The organism is Chloroflexota bacterium (genome assembly GCA_023475225.1).
GTDB lineage: Bacteria > Chloroflexota > UBA6077 > FW602-bin22 > JAMCVK01 > JAMCVK01.
The window spans coordinates 75,026-95,664 of the sequence record JAMCVK010000024.1; the positions used below are offsets into that span (position 1 = coordinate 75,026).

General features: G+C 54.5%; 19 protein-coding genes, 1 tRNA gene and 1 other RNA gene. 16 read left to right on the top strand and 5 right to left on the bottom strand.

Annotated features, from left to right (window positions below; translation table 11 throughout):
• Positions 1 to 45 precede the first annotated feature (45 nt).
• Both M1136_05015 and M1136_05020 read left to right on the top strand, forming a co-directional pair.
• Entirely contained in the window at positions 46 to 1,152 is a 1,107-nt protein-coding gene (locus M1136_05015; protein ID MCL5074998.1) for an ABC transporter substrate-binding protein, read from the top strand.
• Positions 1,153 to 1,243: 91 nt separating this feature from the next.
• On the top strand, positions 1,244 to 2,995 hold the full coding sequence (locus tag M1136_05020; GenBank protein ID MCL5074999.1) for a thiamine pyrophosphate-requiring protein: 1,752 nt from the start codon (positions 1,244 to 1,246) through the stop codon (positions 2,993 to 2,995).
• A 92-nt stretch (positions 2,996 to 3,087) separates the two neighbouring features.
• Here the strand turns inward: M1136_05020 and M1136_05025 are convergent, their stop codons facing one another.
• Positions 3,088 to 4,578 carry an aldehyde dehydrogenase family protein gene (locus M1136_05025; GenBank protein ID MCL5075000.1) on the bottom strand — a complete coding sequence of 497 codons (1,491 nt, stop codon included), beginning with the start codon at positions 4,576 to 4,578 and terminating at the stop codon, positions 3,088 to 3,090.
• 331 nt (positions 4,579 to 4,909) lie between these two features.
• Here M1136_05025 and M1136_05030 point away from each other — a divergent pair.
• Positions 4,910 to 4,984, top strand: a tRNA-Ala gene (locus tag M1136_05030).
• Positions 4,985 to 5,006: 22 nt separating this feature from the next.
• Here the strand turns inward: M1136_05030 and M1136_05035 are convergent.
• From M1136_05035 to ffs, 4 genes are all read right to left on the bottom strand, one after another.
• Positions 5,007 to 5,966 (bottom strand): sugar phosphate isomerase/epimerase, encoded by a 960-nt coding sequence (locus tag M1136_05035; GenBank protein MCL5075001.1) that lies wholly within the window; start codon positions 5,964 to 5,966, stop codon positions 5,007 to 5,009.
• 65 nt (positions 5,967 to 6,031) lie between these two features.
• Entirely contained in the window at positions 6,032 to 6,964 is a 933-nt protein-coding gene (gene ispE / locus M1136_05040; GenBank protein MCL5075002.1) for a 4-(cytidine 5'-diphospho)-2-C-methyl-D-erythritol kinase, read from the bottom strand.
• Positions 6,961 to 7,857, bottom strand: a complete 897-nt coding sequence (gene rsmA / locus M1136_05045) for a 16S rRNA (adenine(1518)-N(6)/adenine(1519)-N(6))-dimethyltransferase RsmA (GenBank protein MCL5075003.1) — start codon at positions 7,855 to 7,857, stop codon at positions 6,961 to 6,963. Before rsmA ends, ispE begins: the two co-directional genes overlap by 4 nt.
• Positions 7,858 to 8,011: 154 nt before the next feature.
• An RNA gene (ffs, locus tag M1136_05050) (signal recognition particle sRNA large type) lies at positions 8,012 to 8,274 on the bottom strand.
• Between the two features lie 257 nt (positions 8,275 to 8,531).
• On the opposite strand from ffs, the gene M1136_05055 reads away from it, so the two are divergent.
• The 13 genes from M1136_05055 to M1136_05115 all read left to right on the top strand — a co-directional run bounded on the left by M1136_05055 (position 8,532) and on the right by M1136_05115 (position 20,568).
• Positions 8,532 to 8,813 (top strand): DUF370 domain-containing protein, encoded by a 282-nt coding sequence (locus tag M1136_05055; GenBank protein MCL5075004.1) that lies wholly within the window; start codon positions 8,532 to 8,534, stop codon positions 8,811 to 8,813.
• Positions 8,792 to 9,484 carry a guanylate kinase gene (locus tag M1136_05060; protein ID MCL5075005.1) on the top strand — a complete coding sequence of 231 codons (693 nt, stop codon included), beginning with the start codon at positions 8,792 to 8,794 and terminating at the stop codon, positions 9,482 to 9,484. Before M1136_05055 ends, M1136_05060 begins: the two co-directional genes overlap by 22 nt.
• Before the next feature lie 49 nt (positions 9,485 to 9,533).
• Positions 9,534 to 12,044, top strand: a complete 2,511-nt coding sequence (gene priA, locus M1136_05065; GenBank protein ID MCL5075006.1) for a primosomal protein N' — start codon at positions 9,534 to 9,536, stop codon at positions 12,042 to 12,044.
• 102 nt (positions 12,045 to 12,146) lie between these two features.
• Entirely contained in the window at positions 12,147 to 12,665 is a 519-nt protein-coding gene (gene def / locus M1136_05070) for a peptide deformylase (protein MCL5075007.1), read from the top strand.
• A gap of 66 nt (positions 12,666 to 12,731) precedes the next feature.
• On the top strand, positions 12,732 to 13,985 hold the full coding sequence (locus M1136_05075) for a 3-isopropylmalate dehydratase large subunit (protein MCL5075008.1): 1,254 nt from the start codon (positions 12,732 to 12,734) through the stop codon (positions 13,983 to 13,985).
• Positions 13,986 to 14,023: 38 nt separating this feature from the next.
• Entirely contained in the window at positions 14,024 to 14,539 is a 516-nt protein-coding gene (locus M1136_05080) for a 3-isopropylmalate dehydratase small subunit (protein ID MCL5075009.1), read from the top strand.
• A 129-nt stretch (positions 14,540 to 14,668) separates the two neighbouring features.
• The gene (locus M1136_05085) at positions 14,669 to 15,679 is read left to right on the top strand and encodes an isocitrate/isopropylmalate dehydrogenase family protein (GenBank protein ID MCL5075010.1); all 1,011 of its coding nucleotides are present in this window, start codon (positions 14,669 to 14,671) and stop codon (positions 15,677 to 15,679) included.
• 22 nt (positions 15,680 to 15,701) lie between these two features.
• Positions 15,702 to 16,835, top strand: coding sequence for an ADP-forming succinate--CoA ligase subunit beta (gene sucC / locus M1136_05090; protein MCL5075011.1), 1,134 nt, complete (start codon positions 15,702 to 15,704; stop codon positions 16,833 to 16,835).
• A 1-nt stretch (position 16,836) separates the two neighbouring features.
• Positions 16,837 to 17,709 carry a succinate--CoA ligase subunit alpha gene (gene sucD, locus M1136_05095; GenBank protein ID MCL5075012.1) on the top strand — a complete coding sequence of 291 codons (873 nt, stop codon included), beginning with the start codon at positions 16,837 to 16,839 and terminating at the stop codon, positions 17,707 to 17,709.
• Positions 17,710 to 18,063, top strand: a complete 354-nt coding sequence (locus M1136_05100; protein ID MCL5075013.1) for a 4Fe-4S dicluster domain-containing protein — start codon at positions 17,710 to 17,712, stop codon at positions 18,061 to 18,063.
• A 10-nt stretch (positions 18,064 to 18,073) separates the two neighbouring features.
• Entirely contained in the window at positions 18,074 to 19,177 is a 1,104-nt protein-coding gene (locus M1136_05105; GenBank protein MCL5075014.1) for a 2-oxoacid:acceptor oxidoreductase subunit alpha, read from the top strand.
• A 3-nt stretch (positions 19,178 to 19,180) separates the two neighbouring features.
• The gene (locus M1136_05110) at positions 19,181 to 20,020 is read left to right on the top strand and encodes a thiamine pyrophosphate-dependent enzyme (protein MCL5075015.1); all 840 of its coding nucleotides are present in this window, start codon (positions 19,181 to 19,183) and stop codon (positions 20,018 to 20,020) included.
• Complete coding sequence (locus M1136_05115) at positions 20,017 to 20,568, top strand: 2-oxoacid:acceptor oxidoreductase family protein (protein ID MCL5075016.1); 552 nt, start codon at positions 20,017 to 20,019, stop codon at positions 20,566 to 20,568. Before M1136_05110 ends, M1136_05115 begins: the two co-directional genes overlap by 4 nt.
• The last annotated feature ends 71 nt before the right edge of the window (positions 20,569 to 20,639 follow it).

The window sequence follows — 20,639 nt, forward strand, 5'->3', positions numbered from 1 at the left end:
TACAGCGTCTAGTTTTATGTCTGGTGATGTAAAAGGAGGCTTTCGATGAAAAGGCAGTTTTTGATGCCGATCATTATTGTGGTACTGCTTGGTGTCCTAGCCAGTGCCTGTGCCCCAGCAGCTGCCCCGACTCCTACGCCAACCAAGCCACCTGCCCCACCAACGGCGGCACCAACCCCTGTAGCTGTAGCCACCCCCACACCAATGCCACCGACGCCAACCAAGCCAGCGGCACTACAGAAGATCACCTTCACCACCGATTTCGGCTTCTTCGGTCGCCACGCACCCTACTACACGGTTCTGGATAAGGGCTTCTGGAAAGAGGCTGGGTTCGATGTGACTATCGTGCGCGGGGCAGGTTCCCTCGATGCCATCAAGATGGTCGCAGCGGGCAAGGCCGACTTTGGCTTCGCTGATAGCGGGGCACTGATCATCACGCGGGCCAATGAGAACGTCCCTGTCAAAGAGCTGGCCATCATCTACCAGAAGGCCCCGCAGGCCATCTACTGCCTGGAAGAGTCCGGGATCAAGAAGCCTAAGGACCTGGAGGGTAAGGTTCTCTCTGATTCAGCGGCCAGCGCTGTCCCTAAGCTCTTCCCGGCGTACGCCAAGCTGGCCGGCATCGATGCCAGCAAGGTCACCTGGAAGTTTGTCGACCCTGCTACACTACCAGCCCTTCTAGCTGCTAAGCAGGTCGATGGTATCTCTCAGTTCATGCCGGGTGAGCCGATGCTAGAAAAGGCGGTGGCTCCCAAGAAACTGGTCCGCCTGGCCTACGCTGATGCTGGTATGGAGATGTATAGCAACGGTATCATCGCCACTGATGAGACCATCCAGAAGCAACCGGACATGGTACGGCGCTTCGTTTTGGCGACCCTGAAGGGAGTCCAGTATGCGCTGGATCATCCGGATGAGGCTGGCGCTATAATGAAAAAGTACCATCCAGAAGGGGACGCAGCCATTTATGCGGCTGAGGTGAGGATAGTGCGCCAGCTGGCCATTACCGACGACACTAACAAGTACGGCCTCGGCTACATCGACCCGAAGCGTATGGAGAAGACTCGCGATTTGCTGAGCGAACCCTTGGGAGCCAAGCGGATCGTGGCGGTTGAGGAACTTTACGCGCCGGGCTTCCACCTGCCGAAGCCTTAGGGGCTGGTTTCCTGGCGACCTGATATTTAAAGGGCTGGTGGGCGCTGGATAACTGCTAGCTCCTGACCGATGTAACGGAGAGGTAAGGACCTTGGGACAGCGCGAGTCCACCTGGGTCGAACTGCCAGCAGAAGAGGTAGGTGATGTGCTCGTTGAGGCGATGGCCCTTGGTGGAGTCGAATACCTATTTTTCACCTCCGGGTCTGATATCATCTTCTACCAGGAGGCGGTGGCCAAGGCCCATGCGTTAGGTCGTCCTGCACCGAAGCTCATCACCGTGTTGCATGAGAACGTGACCCTCAACGCAGCCATGGGGTATACCATGGTCACTGGACGCCCCTCTGCTACTGCTGTCCATGCGGACTTGGGCACGCTCAACTACGGAGCTGCCATCCACACCGCTGCCCGGGGCGGCTACCCTGTCCTGATGACGGCCGGGGCTGGCCCTCGAGCCTATAGCGGGACCATGCGGGGCGACCGCGACCATGTGGTCTACTGGCTTCAGGAGGTTCGCGATCAGGGCGAGCTGGTCCGACAGTACACCAAGTGGGATTACCGCCTGGAGGCCCAAGATAATCCTGGATTGGTAGTCAGTAGAGCATTGCAGGTCGCGCTGAGCGAGCCGCCCGGGCCGGTCTACCTGAGCATTCCCCGGGAGATTGGCATGCTGCCAGTCCAGGGGGCACATTTCCCTACCCCTCAGCAACTGGGGCTCCCGGAGCGGCTCGCGCCCGACCCCGAGGCCATCACCAGGCTCGCACGCTGGCTAGTTGAGGCTAACAATCCAGTTATCATTGATGGGCGCAGTGGTCGCCACCCCGAGGCGGTAGGTGCGCTGGTCCGGCTGGCCGAGCTATTGTCCATCCCCGTGCGGGGGACTGGCTGGCGGGACCGTCTCAACTTCCCTACTAATCACCCGCTCTTTGGGGCTGATCCCCCGCTCTATCAAGCCGATGTGGTGCTGGTAGTTGAGAGTGCTGTACCCTGGGTGCCCGGCCCCGAGGCGCCCGGACGCCAGGCTAAGATCGCCTTCCTCGACGTTGATCCCATAACCCAGGCTATCCCGACCATGGAGTTCACCGCAGACTTGCGCCTCCAGGCTGATAGCGCCCGGACGCTGATTGACCTGTACGAGGCGGCCACAAAGCTCTTATCCTCCTCCGGCCGTTGCCGCTGTGTTGATCGCCTTGAGCGACTGCAGGTGGTCAAGCTCGAGCGAGAGCGGCAGGCTGAGTGCCTAGCCATGGAGGCGGCCAGAGAGCGGCCTATCAACCCACGCTGGCTGGCCTATCAGGTTGGCCAACTAGTTGGGGAAGAGGCTATCCTACTAGATGATGCTCTGAGCAATTCCCATCTGGTCCAGACCTACTGGCGCAGCAGCCGGCCTGGCTCTCTATTCCGGACGGGAAGCAGTGCCGGGGGCTGGGGTCCGGGGGCAGCCTTTGGAGCCAAGCTGGCCGCCCCTGACCGGGATGTGGTGCTAGCCGTGGGGGATGGCTATTACATATTTGGAGTACCCCTTGCAGCTCTCTGGTCAGCAGTACACTACAAGGCTCCCTACCTAACTGTGGTCTTCCAGAACAGCAGCTACAGCACTGGTACCTGGGAGGTTCATAACTTCTACCCAGACGGCTACGCGGCAAGGGATGCATTCGAAGGTGGTATCTTCGATCCGCCGCCAGATTTTGCTAAGGAGGCCGAGTCCGTGGGTGCCTACGGTGAGAACGTGTACGAGCCGGAAGAGGTGGCGCCGGCTCTGCGGCGGGGGCTGGAGAAAGTGCAACAGGGGACTCCCGCGGTCATCGCTGTGTGGCTACCTAAACTAGGGCGAAGAATAACATAGCTCCCGTCAGGGAAGATCGGATACAGTCCAATGGCAATGATGCCTTGGGCCAGTGCAGGGGGGACGTCCGCGCGGCGTAAAAACGTCCGGTCTCACGCCCCATAGGGGTTTATAGGGGCATCGCTCAGGTTGACGGCGATGGTTTTCACCTCAGTGAAATAGTGAAGGGCTTCCATACCCATCTCCCGGCCGATGCCACTCATCTTGTAGCCTCCGAAGGGTGCCTCGGAGAAAGCTAAGGTGATGTGGTTGAGGCTCACGATGCCGACACGCAGCCGGTGGGCGACACGCAACCCACGGGCCGAGTCCCGCGTCCAGATCGTGCCTGCTAGCCCGTACTGGCTGTCGTTCGCCATGCGGACTGCCTCCTCCTCGTCTTTGAAAGATACGATATGTATTACGGGGCCGAAGACCTCCTCTCGTGCCAGGCGGATATCGTCCGTGACACCGGTAAAGACAGTGGGCAAGAGGAAGTTACCAGCGGCCAGGTTTGGGTCAGCGGGCGCTGCGCCGCCGCACAACAGGCGGGCCCCTTTGCCCTTTGCGTCCTCAATGTAGCTGAGGATACGGTTCAGGTGCCGCCTCGAGGTGATGGCCCCGATCTGAGTGGTGGGGTCCAGGGGGTCTCCAACTCGCAGCCGCTGCGTCCGTTCCACGAAGGCGGCGGTAAACTCGTCCACGACAGACTTCTCCACTAGCAGCCGTGTCCGCGCAATGCAGTTCTGCCCCGCGTTGTAGTAGATAGCTGCCAGAGAGCCATTGATGGCCGAATCAAGGTTGGCATCGGCAAAGACAATATTGGGGGACTTGCCACCGAGCTCCAGGGAGACGCGGGTGATATTACGGGCGGCCGCGGCCATGATCATCTTGCCTGTTTCGGTTTCGCCGGTAAAGGAGAGTTTGTCGATGCTGGGGTGCCCAGCCAGGGACATGCCCACCGATGGCCCGGGCCCGGTCAGCACATTAACTACTCCAGCAGGAACACCACACTCCAGAGCAATCCGGCCCAAAAGCAGGGTCGTCAAGGGGGTGTCGCTGGCTGGTTTGAGGATGATGGTACAGCCAGCGGCCAGGGCTGGTGCTAGTTTGACACTGGCCAGTAGTAGCGGGAAGTTCCAGGGCGTGATAGCACCAACCACTCCCACGGGCTCACGTCGGGTATAGCACAGGAGATCGCCCAGTACCGGGATAGTCTCTCCGAAGATCTTGGTTGCTGCTCCAGCGTAGAACTCGTAGAGGTCTGCTGTCCGGGTTGCATCGTCGCGGGCGGTGGTGATAGGCTTGCCGTTGTCCATGGTCTCTAGGAGAACGATCTCCTCCAGCCTGTCCCGGAGAGCCTGGGCGATCCGGTACAGAACCCTCCCCCGCTCTGCTGCGGAGAAGCGTGGCCATGGGCCTTCCTCGAAGGCCCGTCTTGCGCTCGCTACTGCTAAGTCCACGTCTTCGGGCCCAGCCTGTGGCACTTCTGCCAGAAGCTGGCCTGTGGCCGGGTTGAAGACGGGGAAAGTCTGGCCTGATGCGCTCTCCACGGGCCGGCCTTCAATTATCATCTGATAGCGCTGTGGTGCTTTAGTGTTGCTCACCCTTGGCTACCTCCCCTCGCTGGATTAAAAGCGAAGTGCCCCCTACATAACAGTGGGTTTTATTCGTGCTAAGACTCTTTTGGCTCCAGGATGTTTTCGAGAATTTGCACTTGGAATAGGGAAAGAAAAGCGATAGGTTGACCTACAAGAGTCGAAAGATCAAAGACTTGCAAAAGAAGGCCCCTACTGACGATCGAGGTGACCGCTACTGTAAGTATAGTACTCGAATGACCTCCTCTCGTCAAATGTTGTTGTCCTCTCAATAGCAGTTGGGTTGCATCAGTGCGTTGTTTGTGCTAAGATAATGGGCGTTACGAGAGGAGTCTAACGAGGGCCTGTGGCGCAGCGGGAGCGCGTTTGACTGGCAGTCAAAAGGTCAGGGGTTCAAGTCCCCTCAGGTCCACCAAATAACGTTGATAGTAGCTGTCCTAGCAGAGGGCCTTGTGGATCACTGCCTGCGCCTGATGCACATCCATACGTTCCTGTGCCCGCTGGAGGGATTCTGCGTCGATCTTCCTGGCCAGGCACCAAAGGGCCTCGATGTTTTCGATGGCTATGCTGGTCGCCTCAACGATATCCTCGTGGTGAGGGGAAAGGCTTAAACCGAACCAGCCATCGTAATCGATCATTCGACAATAATACAAGAATTCCAGGACTTCCCAGAAATGGATGGTCGCTGGGATTATTTCATGATCCCATTCGCTATCTATATCACTAAAGTAGATGTGACAGAGCTTGCCGCTCCGCGCAATGTGAGTCAACGACTCTGTGGGGTTCTCCCGACTTGTCAGGGCGTAAGTGAAGTCAATTGTCACCCCGAGGTTAGCTAGCCCCAGTTCCTGACAGATGGCCAGGGTCTTACCCACCTGCCCAATAGCCATATGTTTGCGTGGCTCCTGCGAGCGATATTTGAGCCCGATCCTGACGTCTGGGGCAGCATACATGGCTACCTGTTTGATGCCATCAAGTCCCAGTTCCCATTGTTTATGATAGTCGACCTGAAAAGGATGGTCGCAGCCATCATAGGCCAGCCATAGACCAACGATGGGTGTTCCAATCTGACGGGCGATGTCTACAGAACGCTTGGCCTCTTCGATGGCATCCCGACGTAATTGGGCATCGCGGCTGGTGAAAGTACCGTATTGCCAGCGGGGATCACCCCAAAGGTCGGTGTCGACGACAGATACCGCCAGGCCGTTCTCATCTAACAGCCTTTTGAAATCGGTCAATCTGATCTGATCAAAGTCGGTCTGATAGCATTCGACAGCTTGTAGTCCCCTGACCTGACCAGCGATGGCTATGGATTCCTCTAAAGGGATGATTTTGCCGTTGCCATCGGGCCGATGGTGAAAGGTTCGCAGCCCAGCAGAGAACTTCAGATTGTTCATCGTGCTCACCCCCATACCATTCGGTTGTCAACGTGGGCAAGTGTAGGACAAGGCGAGCTATTTTGTCAATGGCCCATTTTGGCCCGGATTTCCTCTCTGGAGATAGTCCTTGTAAGAAATACAGTGGTTTCAGGGAGGTTCAGCAGGCGCTCGTAGATGGTGTTAGCCACTGATTTAGAAGCACAAAGGGCGTATAAGGTTGGGCCGCTACCGGAGAGTCCTATTACTTCAACCCCAGGTAGGCGCAATTTGGAGTGCAGGTCTTCGATAAGCCTGTATTTCTTTCTAAGGATGGGCTCGAATGTGTTCCTGAACAGCGTAGATGGTATCGGCTGGCCCTCTCTTAAGGCCAGGCTAAGGGCAAGCGTCGTTGACCCATCAGTGTGATTTGCGGGAGTGAGACACGAATACAGGAACCTGGTTTTATCCGGGAGAGAGATATGAGGGGTAAGAAGCACAACCCAGGTGGTCGGGAAGGCGGGCAAAGGAGACAGACGTTCCCCTCGTCCTTCGGCGAGAGCCGCCCCCCCTTGAAGGAAAAAGGCTACATCTGAACCCAACTCAGCACTCAAGTCTTGTAGTTTCTCCAGCGGATAATCTAAATGCCAAAGCCGATTTAAGACGATCAGCGTACAGGCAGCATCGCTGCTGCCACCACCAAGCCCGCCAGCCACTGGGATGCGCTTGACCAGTTCTATCTCAACACCGTTTCGTATGTCAGCGCAACGAGCTAACAGCCTGGCTGCCTTAAAGACGAGGTTATCCTCGTCGTTTAAGGAGGGCAGGTTACATCTCAGGATGATCTCCTTCGCTGGCCGAAAGCTTAATTCATCGTGTAGCTCAACCGTTTGCATTACAGACATTATTTCATGGTAACCATCAGGGCGTTTGCCCAGAACTTCTAAAGACAGGTTTATCTTGGCGAAGGCAGGTAGGATAAGCTTCCCTCCTTCAGCAGCCATTGGCTTTTGAGCAGGGTGAGATGACTCGCCAGTCATACGTATCCTCTCTTCTCCAGGACCTGGCAGAGTTTTGCCCATTCTTCCAGAGTCAATGTCTGAGCTCGTCGTGTTTCGTCTATGTTGGCCTCACGGAGGAGATGTGTGGCCATCTCTGGTGGTAGGCTGATATGCCGGGCGAGGATATTGCGCAGCTGTTTGCGGGGTTGGGAGAAGCCGATGTGGGCAACCTGGAAGAATTTTTGGGGATTGATATCGATAAGAGGGTGATCATACACTTCGATATACACGATTGCCGAATCTACCTTGGGCGGCGGATAAAAGGCAGCGGCTGGTATGACTCTGACTAAGCGGGGTTCGCCGTAAAACTGAATGCTCAGGGAGAGCAGGCTCATAGCACCTGGTCGGGCGGTGATCCGTTCGCCAACCTCCTTTTGCACCATAAGCACCAGCACCTTTGGCTTAAGAGAGGACTCCAGGAGATGGCGAAGGACAAGAGAGGTGATGTAATAAGGAAGGTTGGCCACTACTTTATATGGTTGCGCCGCAATAAGTTCGGCTGGGTCAAACTCCAGGATGTTCTTATTCACGATCTCAACATTCTTGAAGGAGGAGAGGAGGCTGTGGAGGGCTTTGGCCAGGGCGGGATCGAGCTCTACAGCTATCACTCGGCCGGCCCTACGGGCCAACTGTCGGGTCACATTCCCCAGCCCAGGCCCGATCTCAAGCACGATATCGCTCTTTTGAAGATCAGCGATTTCGACGATCTGCTGAAGCACTCCTTCATCCACGAGAAAGTTCTGCCCCAATCTTTTGCGGGGGCGCAGCCCTAGTTGGCGGAGTAGACGCCGTATGCCTGAGAGAGAACTGGCGTCGGCGCGTGGTTGAAGATAGGCCCAGCCCTTATCCTGTTCCCTTTCTCTCTTGGCCATATTTGCCCATCACTGTCGATCTGATACTAATGCTTCATCCTGATCACGCACCCTGCGTTTTCAACAAAGATGCTCACTCGGCAAGTAAAAGGGAAGGCAGTCGATCGCCTTCCCTGCAAAGTGGTATCCTGCTGTGCAGAGCGCATAAATATGGCCGTGCACCCACTGTCGATTCCAACCGTCCGGCTTGCGGACAACAGCCAGCTCCAATCAGGCGACCCTGCGGCACCCAGAAGGGACTACTTACCGCTGCTTTCTTCCGAACCTGACGGGGTTCGTAGGCTTCTGCCGCGCAGGACCCAATCTTCAACGCCACTTTTTGTCAGCAGTCCCGAAAAGCGAAACCTCGAGTGGGGATTCGACCCCGCTATAGCGGGTTGCGGGTACAGGGCACCGCTAGCTCCCCATCTAGCACGACCAAACCCATTATATTAGGAGTTGATGTTTCCTGTCAAATCAGGCAGCTCAAGATAATATTGCAGTGCTGGCCGTTTGCTTCTATAATTGGATTACATAGTTGTCCTTTGGGAATTAAGAAGCAGGAAATGTTTTCGAAGCGCTGTCCTCAACACTATACGCAGGATCCTGCTGGAGGCTCCTCCACCGCCTCATTATTTCTTTGCATTCATTTCAGTCCCCTTGAGAGAGCCTACCATTAGGAAGGAATGAATATTTTGGGAGTTGAGCTCGTCCATATCGGCTTTGGTAACGTCGTAGCCATCAACCGTATTCTGGCCATCGTCAATCCTGATTCTGCTCCGGTCAAGCGGATGATACAGGAAGCCCGCGAACAAAATATCCTTGTTGATGTCACTTATGGACGCAAGACTAAGTCGGTGATCGTCTTCGATAGTGGGCATATTCTGCTGGCAGCGATCCAGCCCGAAACGATCACGGGCCGCCTGAATCAACAGCGGACGAGCGAGGGGGATAAATGGCAAGAACGGACACGATGAGCGAAGCAAATTCAGTCATTTTGACTCAACCGATAGCCATTGGTGAGGCTGATAGGGTATCAGGTGCTTGGACAAAGCGGCGTTCGGGTCTTCTTTTTGTCCTCTCTGGGCCTTCGGGGGTAGGCAAGGATGCCGTTATTAACAGTCTCAAGGAGCAGAAAACCCCCATTCATTTCGCCGTCACCGTAACGACCCGACCACGTCGTCCCGGGGAGATGGAGGGCATCAATTACTACTTCGTCACTGTGGAACAATTCCATCAAATGCGAGAGCACGGTGAGCTCCTGGAATGGGCCGAAATCTATGGCCACTTTTATGGGACACCGCTTCAGCAGGTGAGAGAGACCTTGAACAGCAGTAAGGATGTCCTTCTGAAGATAGATGTGCAGGGGGCAGCTAAGGTCAAGAAACATGTGCCGCAGGCGGTATTCATCTTTCTGGCGCCTGAGACCATGGATGACCTGGTCGAACGGCTCAAGCAGCGGGCCACAGAGATGGCGGGTGAATTGGAGGCAAGGATAAAGACGGCTTATGAGGAGATAAAGCATTTGCGTTATTATGATTACGTTGTAGTCAACCATAAGCAAAGGCTGGAGCAAGCTGTGGAGGAGATTAAGTCTATTATCACGGCTGAGAAATGTCGCGTCAGACCAAGACAGATAAAGCTATAATCGGCTGTTCAAGTTTAGGACCGAATAGCAATAGCATGGGGAGCCGCCGATGACCTATGCTGAAGTGGTAGTGAACTCGCCGGCGTCGCGTGTAGGTACAACCTTTCACTATGCTGTGCCGAGCGGTTTAGATATTCGAGTGGGACAACTAGTCCTGGTACCCTTTGGGTCCTATCGCTTACAGGGTATAGTGCTGGCGATCACCCCTACCAGCCCGGTTGAGATAGTCAAGGAGATTCTGGGGGTTTTGGACCCCAGTCCGGTGCTTACGGAAGCCCAAATTGCCCTGGCTCGCTGGATAGTAGATTACTATTGCTGTTCTCCCCTGGACGCTGTCTCCCTAATGCTCCCCCCAGGGATCAAGCGGAAGATTATCACAACTATAGCTCTTAACGAGCAAGCAGTGATCCCCAATGATCTGAGTGAGAAGCAACGCATGCTCCTGACCCTTTTGCACAATAAGGGCAGATTGCGTCTGGAAAAAGTGCGCTCTGCCTCACATTGGAAAGACTTCAACTCCGTCTTACGGCCGCTAATCCGACGAGGGCTGATTATCCGTGATTGGGAGCTGGAAAAGCCGAAGGTACACGTGAAGCGACAAAAAGTGGTTCGATTGATTGTCGCTGATGAGTATCTTGATGAGATTCTGACTCAGCTCAAACGTGCTCCCCGCATGGTAGAGGCCCTTTGCTTCCTGCAAGATAAACGGTCGAGTGTGGTCCAGCGGAAGGATATGGACGAAAAAGACAGGATGACCTTCATTCCAGTATCCGAACTCTATAGCGAGACGGGTTGTGATGGAAGAGTGCTAGGTGCTCTTTTACAGAGAGGACTGGTGGAGGTCCAGGAGCAAGTGGTGCGGCGTGACCCATTGGCACAGCGGTCTTTTCGTCTGGCGCCAGCGCCATCCCTGACAGCGGCCCAGGCACAGGTTTGGCAGGAGATAGAGAGGGGGATGCTCAGGAGAGAGTCAACCGTGTATTTGCTACACGGGGTGACAGGGGCGGGGAAGACAGAGCTTTATCTGCGTGCCTTGGAGGCGACATTGCAGCAAGGCAAACAGGCGATCGTACTTGTGCCCGAAATTGCCCTAACACCTCAGACCATTCATCGCTTCGCGACCCGTTTCCCGGGCGCCTTAGCTGTCCTTCACAGCAAGCTCTCTTTGGGGGAACATTACGATGAATGGCAACGGATTCGGGATGGCCTGGTCTCAGTTGTTATCGGTTCGCGGTCGGCTGTTTTTGCTCCCTTACCAGATTTAGGGCTGATCATTCTCGACGAGGAGCATGAATGGTCCTATAAACAAGATAGGATGCCTCGTTACCATGCTCGTGATGTAGCTATCAAGCTTGGCCAATTAACAGGGACAAAAGTGATCCTGGGCAGCGCTACACCGGACGTGGTTTCCTATTATCGAGCCGAGCAGGGTTTCTACCATTTATTGCGCTTGCCGGAACGTGTAGGGGTGATGAGTGCGACTGCTGTTCCTGAAGGTGATAAGGTTGGGGTTGTGATTGACCCCCATGCTTACTTGCCACCTGTCCATGTGATTGATATGAGACAGGAACTGCGGGCAGGCAACCGGGGCATTTTCAGCCGGGCCCTTTTGGAGGCACTATCTTCTGCTCTGGAGGCGGGGGAGCAGGCGATTCTGTTCTTAAATCGTCGTGGCTCGGCAACTTTCATTATGTGTCGTGATTGTGGGCACGTCCTTAAGTGTAAGCGCTGCGACACCTCCCTGGTATATCATGCGGTTGGTGAGGCTCTCGTATGTCATCAATGTAACTATCACACCGCTGTGCCGAATACTTGCCCCCAGTGTCGGAGCAGTCGCATCAAGTTTTTCGGTATTGGCACACAAAGGGTAGAGGAGGAGGTGAGACGGCTCTTCCCGCAATCCCGCCTCCTCCGCTGGGATAGGGATGTGACCCGGGGCAAGCTGGCTCACGAGCAAATTCTTTATCGGTTCGTACGTCATGAGGCTGATATTCTGATTGGTACACAGATGATCGCCAAGGGGCTGGACTTACCCCTGGTAACGCTGGTGGGTGTGATTAATGCTGATACGGCCTTGCATTTGCCGGACTTTAAAGCAGCTGAACGAACCTTCCAGATTTTGACGCAGGTTGCTGGGCGGGCTGGACGAGGCGCTCTGGGTGGCAGGGTTATCATCCAGACGTACACACCGAATCATTATAGTATTCAGGCGGCGAGCAGGCATGCCTATGAGGCCTTCTATCAACAGGAGATGCATTTTCGGCAAAAGCAACACTATCCACCTTATAGCCAGTTAGCGCGACTTATTTATGCCAGTAGCAGTCATAATCGCGCTCAGGAGCAGTCGGAGCGTTTTCGTGAAGTGCTGTTGCAGCAGATTAATTGTCTAGGGCTATCTGGGATAGAGGTGATAGGTCCGGCTCCAGCCTATAGACGCAAGCTGCGGGGTAAGCACCGTTGGCAGTTGGTTCTATGTGGTCCGGTGATCCAGTCGTTATTGCGGAGTGTAACGATTCCCCTAGGATGGATGGTTGACATCGATCCAGTAACAATGCTTTAGTTCGGCGAGCGGAGACTCCCCTCTCGGCGTAACGCATCGGGTGGGAAGATCTAGTCTTTACATAATTACTTTGGGGCACCTCCAGGAGGTACATAAGGCGGAGTGGCTGTTTTGCCTGTTTTGTCAGCCGATGATCCTATTTTGCGGCTGAAATCTAAAAAAGTACGGCATCTTGATAGTACGCTGCAGAAGCTCATTGATGATATGGTTGAGACGATGCATAGTGCTAAAGGGCTTGGGCTGGCTGCCCCTCAGGTGGGCACACCATTGCGTATCATCGTCCTCGAGCTGCCAAAGGAGTCCGATGACCCGCTGGCAGGGAGGCTTATCGTGCTTTGCAATCCTGAAATTGTGAAGGCCAGTGGAGAGTGGGAGCCTGAGGAAGGCTGTCTCTGCTTGCCTGGCTATGTGGCCAATGTGAAGAGGGCGCGGAGCGTCGTTGTGAGAGGGCGTGATCGACAAGGGAAAGAGGTGAAGATCAAAGCTAAGGATACGTTAGCGCAAGCCTTGCAGCACGAGATCGATCATTTGAATGGTACTCTCTTCTTCGATCATCTTCAGAGCTTAAATCAGCTACGCCGTGTGGAACCTAAGGACAAGGGTAAAACAACCTTGGAATAGCTAAGAGATCGTTTGGCGATGGAGGTTCCGAGAGAGCGAAGCACTTCTGGAAGTGAGGAGCAGTTTATGGGAAAGACCTTGGCTGAAAAGATTCTCAGCGAGAAATCGAACAGTGATGCCCGGGCCGGTGACATCGTCATCGCCAGGGTAGATGTGGCCTTGGCTCAGGATGGAACAGGTCCCCTGACAGTGCAGCAGCTACGGACGATGGGGCTTGAACGGGTGGCCAATCCTAAACGTACTGTCTTTTTTCTTGACCACGCCGCACCGAGTCCACGCTGGGAGCTATCCAACGATCATATAATTCTGCGTTCTTTCGCCAAACAGATGGGTATTCAACTTTCTGAGATTGGGGAAGGGGTATGTCATCAGATAATCGCTGAATCGTATGCTAGTCCAGGCGAAGTAATCATCGGAGCCGATTCCCATACCGTTACGGCGGGGGGGCTATGTGCCTTCGCTACAGGAATGGGCTCTACTGATGTGGCGGTAGGGCTGGCCCTGGGCAAGACCTGGTTCAGGGTGCCGGAGACCTTTAAGGTTGTTGTCAGTGGTGCCTTTCAAAAGGGTGTATATCCTAAGGATCTGATTCTCCATCTCATAGGTATGATCGGGGCCGATGGGGCTACCTATAAATCGCTAGAGTTCTGCGGCGAGACCATCGAGGGCATGAGCATGTCTGGACGCTTTACTCTGGCCAACATGGCTGTGGAGGCTGGGGCTAAGGTAGGGTTGATCGCCTCCGATGAGGTGACTCGCGCCTATCTTGAATGGCGTGGGCGGGGTGATGCCTATCACCCTATGCGCCCAGACCCAGACGCCATCTACGAACATGTGATCACTATAGATGCCTCCATCCTTGAACCGGCCATCGCTAAACCACACACAGTGGATAACACATCTTTAGTTAAAGATCTCCAGGGAATGAAGGTTGAACAGGTCTTTCTTGGCAGTTGTACCAACGGGCGATTGGAAGACTTGGCTGTTGCTGCAGAAATATGGAAAGGGAAGAAGCGTCATCTAGAGACGAGGGTCATCGTCGCTCCAGCCTCCAAGGAGGTATTCCTGCAAGCCCTGGCGGCCGGTTACATAGCGACCTTCGTTGAGTTTGGGGCCGTGATCGTTCCGCCCGGTTGTGCTGCTTGTGTTGGCGTTCATCAAGGGGTTTTAGGGGATGGTGAATCTTGCCTGAGTACATCAAACCGCAACTTCCAGGGCCGCATGGGGAATCCAGCAAGCTTCATTTACCTGGCCAGCCCAGCTACGGCAGCGGCTAGCGCCTTGCGGAGTGAGATCACCGACCCAAGGGAGGTATTATAATGATAGAACCAGGTCTGTCCGGCCAAGAGTTCGCCCGCATGGGCGCTTCGCTAAGCGGCAGGTTGAGAGGTAAGGCTTTTAAGTTTGGTGATAATATCTCGACTGACCACATCGCCCCGGGGAGATACTTCCACCTGCGCAGCGATCTTCCTGAACTGGCCAAGCATGTCCTGGAAGATGCTGATCCCACTTTTGCCAGGCGGGTACAGCCAGGGGATTTTGTGGTGGCTGGACGTAATTTCGGGTTGGGCTCAAGTCGTGAACATGCCCCTACCATCATCAAATCGGCTGGTGTGAGCGCTGTTTTGGTGAAGTCGGCCGCTCGTATCTTTTTCCGGAATGCTATCAATGTTGGTCTTCCTATCCTCATCTGCGATACGGATAGAATCGACGCCGGGGATGAGTTGGAGGTGGACTTAGCGGCGGGCACGATCGACGATCTCACGCAGAGCATTCGTTTGACCTTCGGGAAGATCCCTGAACAGATGATAGATATCCTTAGCGAGGGTGGGCTTGTTGCCTACATTCGTAAATACGGTGATTTTAGGGTTTAGGTAGCAGTAAGGTTTAGGGTACCGATAGGGCCTTAATTGTTGCGTAGGGATGAGAGCGGACAGAGGGGCCGTACGCCGTCGAGTACAAGGTGATTGATAGGGCCTTAATTGTTGCATGGGAGTGAGAGAGTGGTTTATCGTGTAACCTTAATCCCTGGAGATGGAACTGGGCCGGAGCTGGTTGGGGCGGCTAAAAGGGTATTAGAGGCAAGCGGTGTGTCCTTTGATTGGGATATTCAAGAAGCCGGTGGGGCCGTGTTGGCAGAATACGGGACTCCTCTGCCGGAACACGTGCTGGACTCGATCCGGCGTAACAAGGTTGCTTTGAAGGGACCGATCACTACACCGGTCGGCAAGGGATTTCGCAGTGTGAACGTCACCCTTCGACAGGATCTCCAGCTCTATGCTAACGTGCGTCCGGCCAAGACCATACCTGGTGTAAAGACCCCTTTCGATAACATTGATTTAGTCGTCGTCAGAGAAAATACGGAAGACCTTTATGCTGGCATCGAGCACATGGTCGGCGATGATGCGGCTGAAAGTATAAAGATCATCACGCGCAAGGCCTCCACACGCATCGCTCGTTTCGCCTTTGAATATGCGTTAAAGAATGGACGGCGCAAGGTCACTGCTGTTCATAAGGCCAATATCATGAAGCTCACCGATGGACTCTTTCTGGAATCTTGCCAACAGGTGGCTTCTGCCTATCCCCAGATCGCCTTTGAGGATCGTATCGTTGACAACATGTGCATGCAACTGGTGCAGAAGCCTGAATTATACGATGTACTTGTCTTGCCGAATCTTTACGGAGATATAATATCCGATCTCTGTGCGGGGTTGGTGGGTGGCTTGGGGGTAGCGCCGGGAGCGAATATTGGTGAAGAGATAGCTGTTTTTGAGCCGGTGCATGGTAGCATGCCTAAATATGCAGGACAAAATAAGGCTAATCCGACAGCCCTTATCCTTTCTGGTGTGTTGCTGTTAGAATATCTCGGCGAGCAGACGGCCGCTCAGATAGTGCGATTGGCCCTGGAATCCATCATTGCCGAGGGTAAGGATGTGACTTACGATCTGGGCGGATCAGCTGGAACATCTGAGATGGCCGAGGCCATCGTTGCTAGAATGGAAATATCGTCGTAGCTCACATGCCAAGGGGTAGCCGGTGAAGATTCAAGAATATCAGGCACGGCAGATTCTGGAGCGATATGGCATTCCCATCCCAAGGGGTGAGGTAGCCACGACGCCTGACGAGGCCGAGGCGATCGCTGAGCACCTCGCTGTTCCGGTAGTGGTGAAGGCGCAGGTACTTGTGGGAGGGCGGGGTAAGGCCGGAGGGGTAAAGTTGGCTCAATCACCCTCCGAAGCTGGTCTGGTGGCCAGCAAGGTCCTTGGTATGAATATAAAGGGGACCACTGTTCGAAAGGTGCTGGTTGCGGAAGCCACTGATATCACCAAGGAGCTGTACCTTGGGGTAGTGATCAACCGCACCAGTAAAGTTGTAACCGTAATGGCCAGTGGTGAGGGGGGCATAGATATCGAGGAGGTGGCCAGGGTTGCCCCGCAGAAGATCGTCAAAGTCGACGTTGATCCCCTTCTCGGTCTGAGGGACTATCAGTCCCGCGAGTTGAGTTTTGGCATAGGTTTGGAGGGACGATTGGCGTGTGACTTCGCCAGAATCGCACTTGACCTTCAGCGGGCATTCGTCGAATGCGATGCCTCCCTGGCTGAAATCAATCCCCTGGCCATTGATGGACAGGGGACATTGAAGGCCATCGATGCTAAGATAATCTTAGATGAGAATGCCCTTTTCAGACATAAGGAGTTAGAGTCGTTACGTGATTCGAGTGAGGAAGATCCTCACGAGTGGTCGGCACGCGAACAGGGCTTAAGTTATGTAAAACTCGAGGGTAACATAGGTTGTATGGTCAATGGGGCCGGTCTGGCGATGGCGACGATGGACCTGATCAAATTATATGGGGGAGCGCCGGCCAACTTTCTTGATATCGGGGGTGGTGCCAGGGCAGATCAGGTGGCCGCTGCCTTGAAGATATTGCTCTCCGATAGAGATGTTCGGGCTATCTTGCTTAATATTTTTGGCGGCATTACCCGCTGCGATGAGGTGGCGTACGGCATCGTAGCTGCCCTTCGTGAGTCTCAATGCCGATTGCCGGTCGTCGCTCGGCTAGTGGGCACCAATGAGGAGGAGGGACAAGGAATTCTGTCCCAAGCGAACCTGATTACGGCCCAGACTATGGAGGAGGCAGCTAAACGGGTCGTGCACTTGCTGGAGATGTAGGTTGAGCATACTAGTCGATAAAACGACGCGCTTGTTAGTACAGGGGATCACCGGTAGGGAGGGTGAGTTTCATACGCGGCAAATGCTTGAATATGGCACCAATATCGTGGCCGGCGTGACGCCTGGCCGTGGGGGTGAGAGTGTAGCCGGTATTCCTGTCTTCGATACGGTTAAGGAGGCTGTGCGAGCCTGTTCTCCGAACACATCTATCATCTACGTCCCAGCTATTGCTGCCCCTGATGCTATCATTGAGGCTGTCGCGGCGGGCATCCCACTGGTTGTCTGCATTTCAGAAGGTATACCGACTCTCGATATGATTCAGGTCTATCATTATGTGCGGCGGGTGGGCAGTCGTCTGGTGGGGCCGAACTGCCCTGGACTCACCTCACCGGGCGAAGCGAAGGTAGGTATCATGCCGGGCCATATTCATTGTCCTGGTCCAGTGGGTGTCGTTTCCCGTAGTGGCACGTTGACTTATGAGGTCGTGCAAGGATTGACCCGACGTGGCTACGGACAATCAACTTGCATTGGTATTGGCGGTGATCCTATCGTGGGGACATCGTTCATTGATGTCCTAGAGTTGTTTGAGAAAGACTCAGATACCAGGATCATCGTGCTTATCGGTGAGATAGGGGGCGCGGATGAGGAGCTGGCGGCTGAATTTATCAGTCAGAGAGTAAGTAAGCCAGTTGTTGGATTTGTGGCCGGTCTTAGTGCCCCGCCAGGGAAACGAATGGGTCACGCTGGGGCGATCATCTCCGGGGGAACGGGGACGGCGGCCGAGAAGATCGCTGCCCTTCGAGCAGTGGGTGTAAGGATGGCCCGTAGTCCGGCCGAGATCGGTGACCTCGTTGGGGAGGTACTTAAAAGCTAAATGAATAGAGAAAACAAGATGAGCGAAGAGCAAACGGCTGAACAGGCCAATGTGGGGACGGCGGTAGCGGCTACAGTCGAGGCAGCCATCGAATCTGTATCTAAGGAGGCGGGTAAGGCGCCGGTCGTCGTTTACCACCCCTGGTGTAAGGGATGCGGTATTTGTGTGGCCTTCTGTCCAAAGCATGTACTTGAGTTGGGCGAGGATGGACTGGTGAGCATAGCTCGCCCGGAGGATTGCGTGAATTGTGACCTGTGCGATGTCCTTTGTCCAGACCTGGCCATTTTTAGCCCAGGTTGGCCGGAGAGAGGACGCCGGCGGTTTGGAAGGGGGAGAAGTGAAGGGCAGGAATGAGTTAAGGTTCATGCAGGGGAACGAGGCCTGCGCCGAAGGGGCCTTGGCTGCTGGACTGCGGTTCTACGCTGGGTATCCTATCACACCCTCAACGGAGATAGCTGAGATCCTCTCGTGGCGGCTGCCGCAGGTCGGCGGTAAATTTATTCAAATGGAAGATGAACTTGGGAGCCTCGCCGCCGTTCTGGGGGCCTCCATTGGCGGACTGAAGTCGACTACGGCCACCAGCGGCCCAGGTTTCTCTTTGATGCAGGAGAACATCGGGTTCGCTGCCGCGGCGGAGATACCCTGTGTTATTGTCAACGTTCAGCGGGCTGGTCCTAGTACCGGTCAACCAACTAGCCCTGCGCAAGGCGATGTGATGCAGGCCCGCTGGGGAACGCACGGCGATCACCCCATCATTGCCCTTGCTCCTAGCTCGGTGCGTGAGACTTTTGATTTAACTATTCGGGCCTTTAACCTTTCGGAGAAGTACCGTACTCCGGTAATTCTTCTGATGGACGAGGTAGTGGCCCATATGCGGGAATCGATCATTTTACCACAGCCTGGCGAGATCGAGGTAGTGGAGCGCCCCAGTCCGACCATCGACCCATCGGCCTACCTTGCCTTTGACAATAGCATAGATGTGCCACCCTTGGCCAGTTTTGGAGAAGGCTACCGCTATCATATCACTGGGCTCTTTCACGATGAGGCCGGCTTTCCCACTCAGCGTTTGGACGAGATCAATCCCTGGTTCGAACGGCTCTTCCATAAGATAGAAAGGAACCGAGCAGATATCATTCGGGTGCAGGAAGAGCTGACATCAGATGCCGACATCGTCCTAGTATCATATGGTGCTAGCGCGCGGTCTGCCCGTCACGCCATGAGGATAGCCAGAGAACAAGGGCAACAGGTAGGATTGCTCAAGTTATTGACCTTGTGGCCATTTCCGGAGGAGAGTGTAGATCGTCTGGCTGGACGAGTGAAGAAATTTATTGTGCCGGAAATGAACCGTGGCCAGATAGTGCTGGAGGTTGAGAGGGTCGTGAGGGGACGAGCGGAGGTACGGGGGGTCAGTCGGGTTGATGGTGAGCTGATCCTTCCGGCGCAGATTGAGAAAGCCCTGGAGGATTGACCGATGATGGAAGAACGTATCCCGGTCACGTACAAGTATTTAAGGCTACACAAGAAGTTTCCCAGTGTTTGGTGCCCGGGCTGTGGTATAGGCATTGTTTTCAATGCCCTTATCAGGGCGATCGATCGTAGTGGGCTGAAAAAGGATGAGGTGGCCTTTGTCTCAGGTATAGGATGTTCTGGACGTATGCCCGTTTATGGTGACTTTGATAGCCTGCATGTTACCCATGGGCGGGCGCTGGCCTTCGCTACTGGGCTAAAGTTAGCCAAACCAGATATAGAAGTGATCACTGTGATGGGTGATGGCGATGCATTGGCTATTGGAGGCAATCATTTTATCCACGCAGCTAGACGGAACATGGACATCACGGCAATCATTGTTAACAATAGTATTTACGGGATGACGGGTGGACAATATTCGCCGACTACACCGACCGGGGCTAAGGCAACTACAGCGATGTATGGCGATGTCGAACAGCCATTCGACGTCGCCAATTTGGCAGTGGTAGCTGGGGCGGCCTTCGTGGCTCGTGGTGCGGTTTATTACGCTTTTGAGCTGGAAAGATTGATCGAGCAGGCCATCAGGAAGAAGGGCTTTGCCCTTGTTGAGGTTATCAGCCATTGTCATATCCACTATGGCAAGATGAATGGGATGCCTGAGGCGATCGACATGTTGAAGTGGCAGAAGGAGAACACGATATCTAGGTCGCAAGCGGAGAAGGAGGGTGGAGCTGGGGGTAAAATCATCAGGGGCGTATTAGTTGACCGCTCATTGCCCGGCTATGTTGAGCAATACGATAAGATTATAGCCCAGGCTCAGCAACGATTGGGGCGTGCCCGATGAGGGGGCGTTACGAGATTCGCTTGGCTGGTGTGGGTGGCCAGGGTATAGTGTTGGCTGGCCTTATCTTGGCTGAAGCAGCGGCTATTTATGACGGTAAAAATGCTATTCAAACACAATCCTACGGGGCTCAGACGAGAGGTGGCCCGAGCATGTCTGGCATCGTCATCAGCGATGAGGAGATAGACTATCCGAAGGTGCTCCACGAAGATCTGTTGCTGGCCATGAGTCAGGATGCTTGTGACAAGTATTACCCCAATATGAAAAAGGATGGGCTTCTCATCGCTGATTCTTTCTTTGTGCATCGGGTGCCAACAGAAAGGGCCTATCATCTTCCGATAACAAGCGTAGCTAGAGAAATGACCGGTCACTCGGTTACAGCCAGCATGGTGGCCCTTGGGATTATCGTAGGGTTGACCGGCATCGTCTCTGCGGAAGCGATCGTTTCTGCTGTGAAAGATCGTTCGCCCCGAGGGACAGAAGGACTAAACCTGAGAGCGCTCGAGGCTGGGTTCCAGGTGGCGCGCCAGATCAAGGCCGGCAAAATCTAATCAGGCAGTTCCTTGCAAATATTCAATCCTTAGCAGGCATCTCTAAAAGAGCCCTCACAATTCGAGTTTGG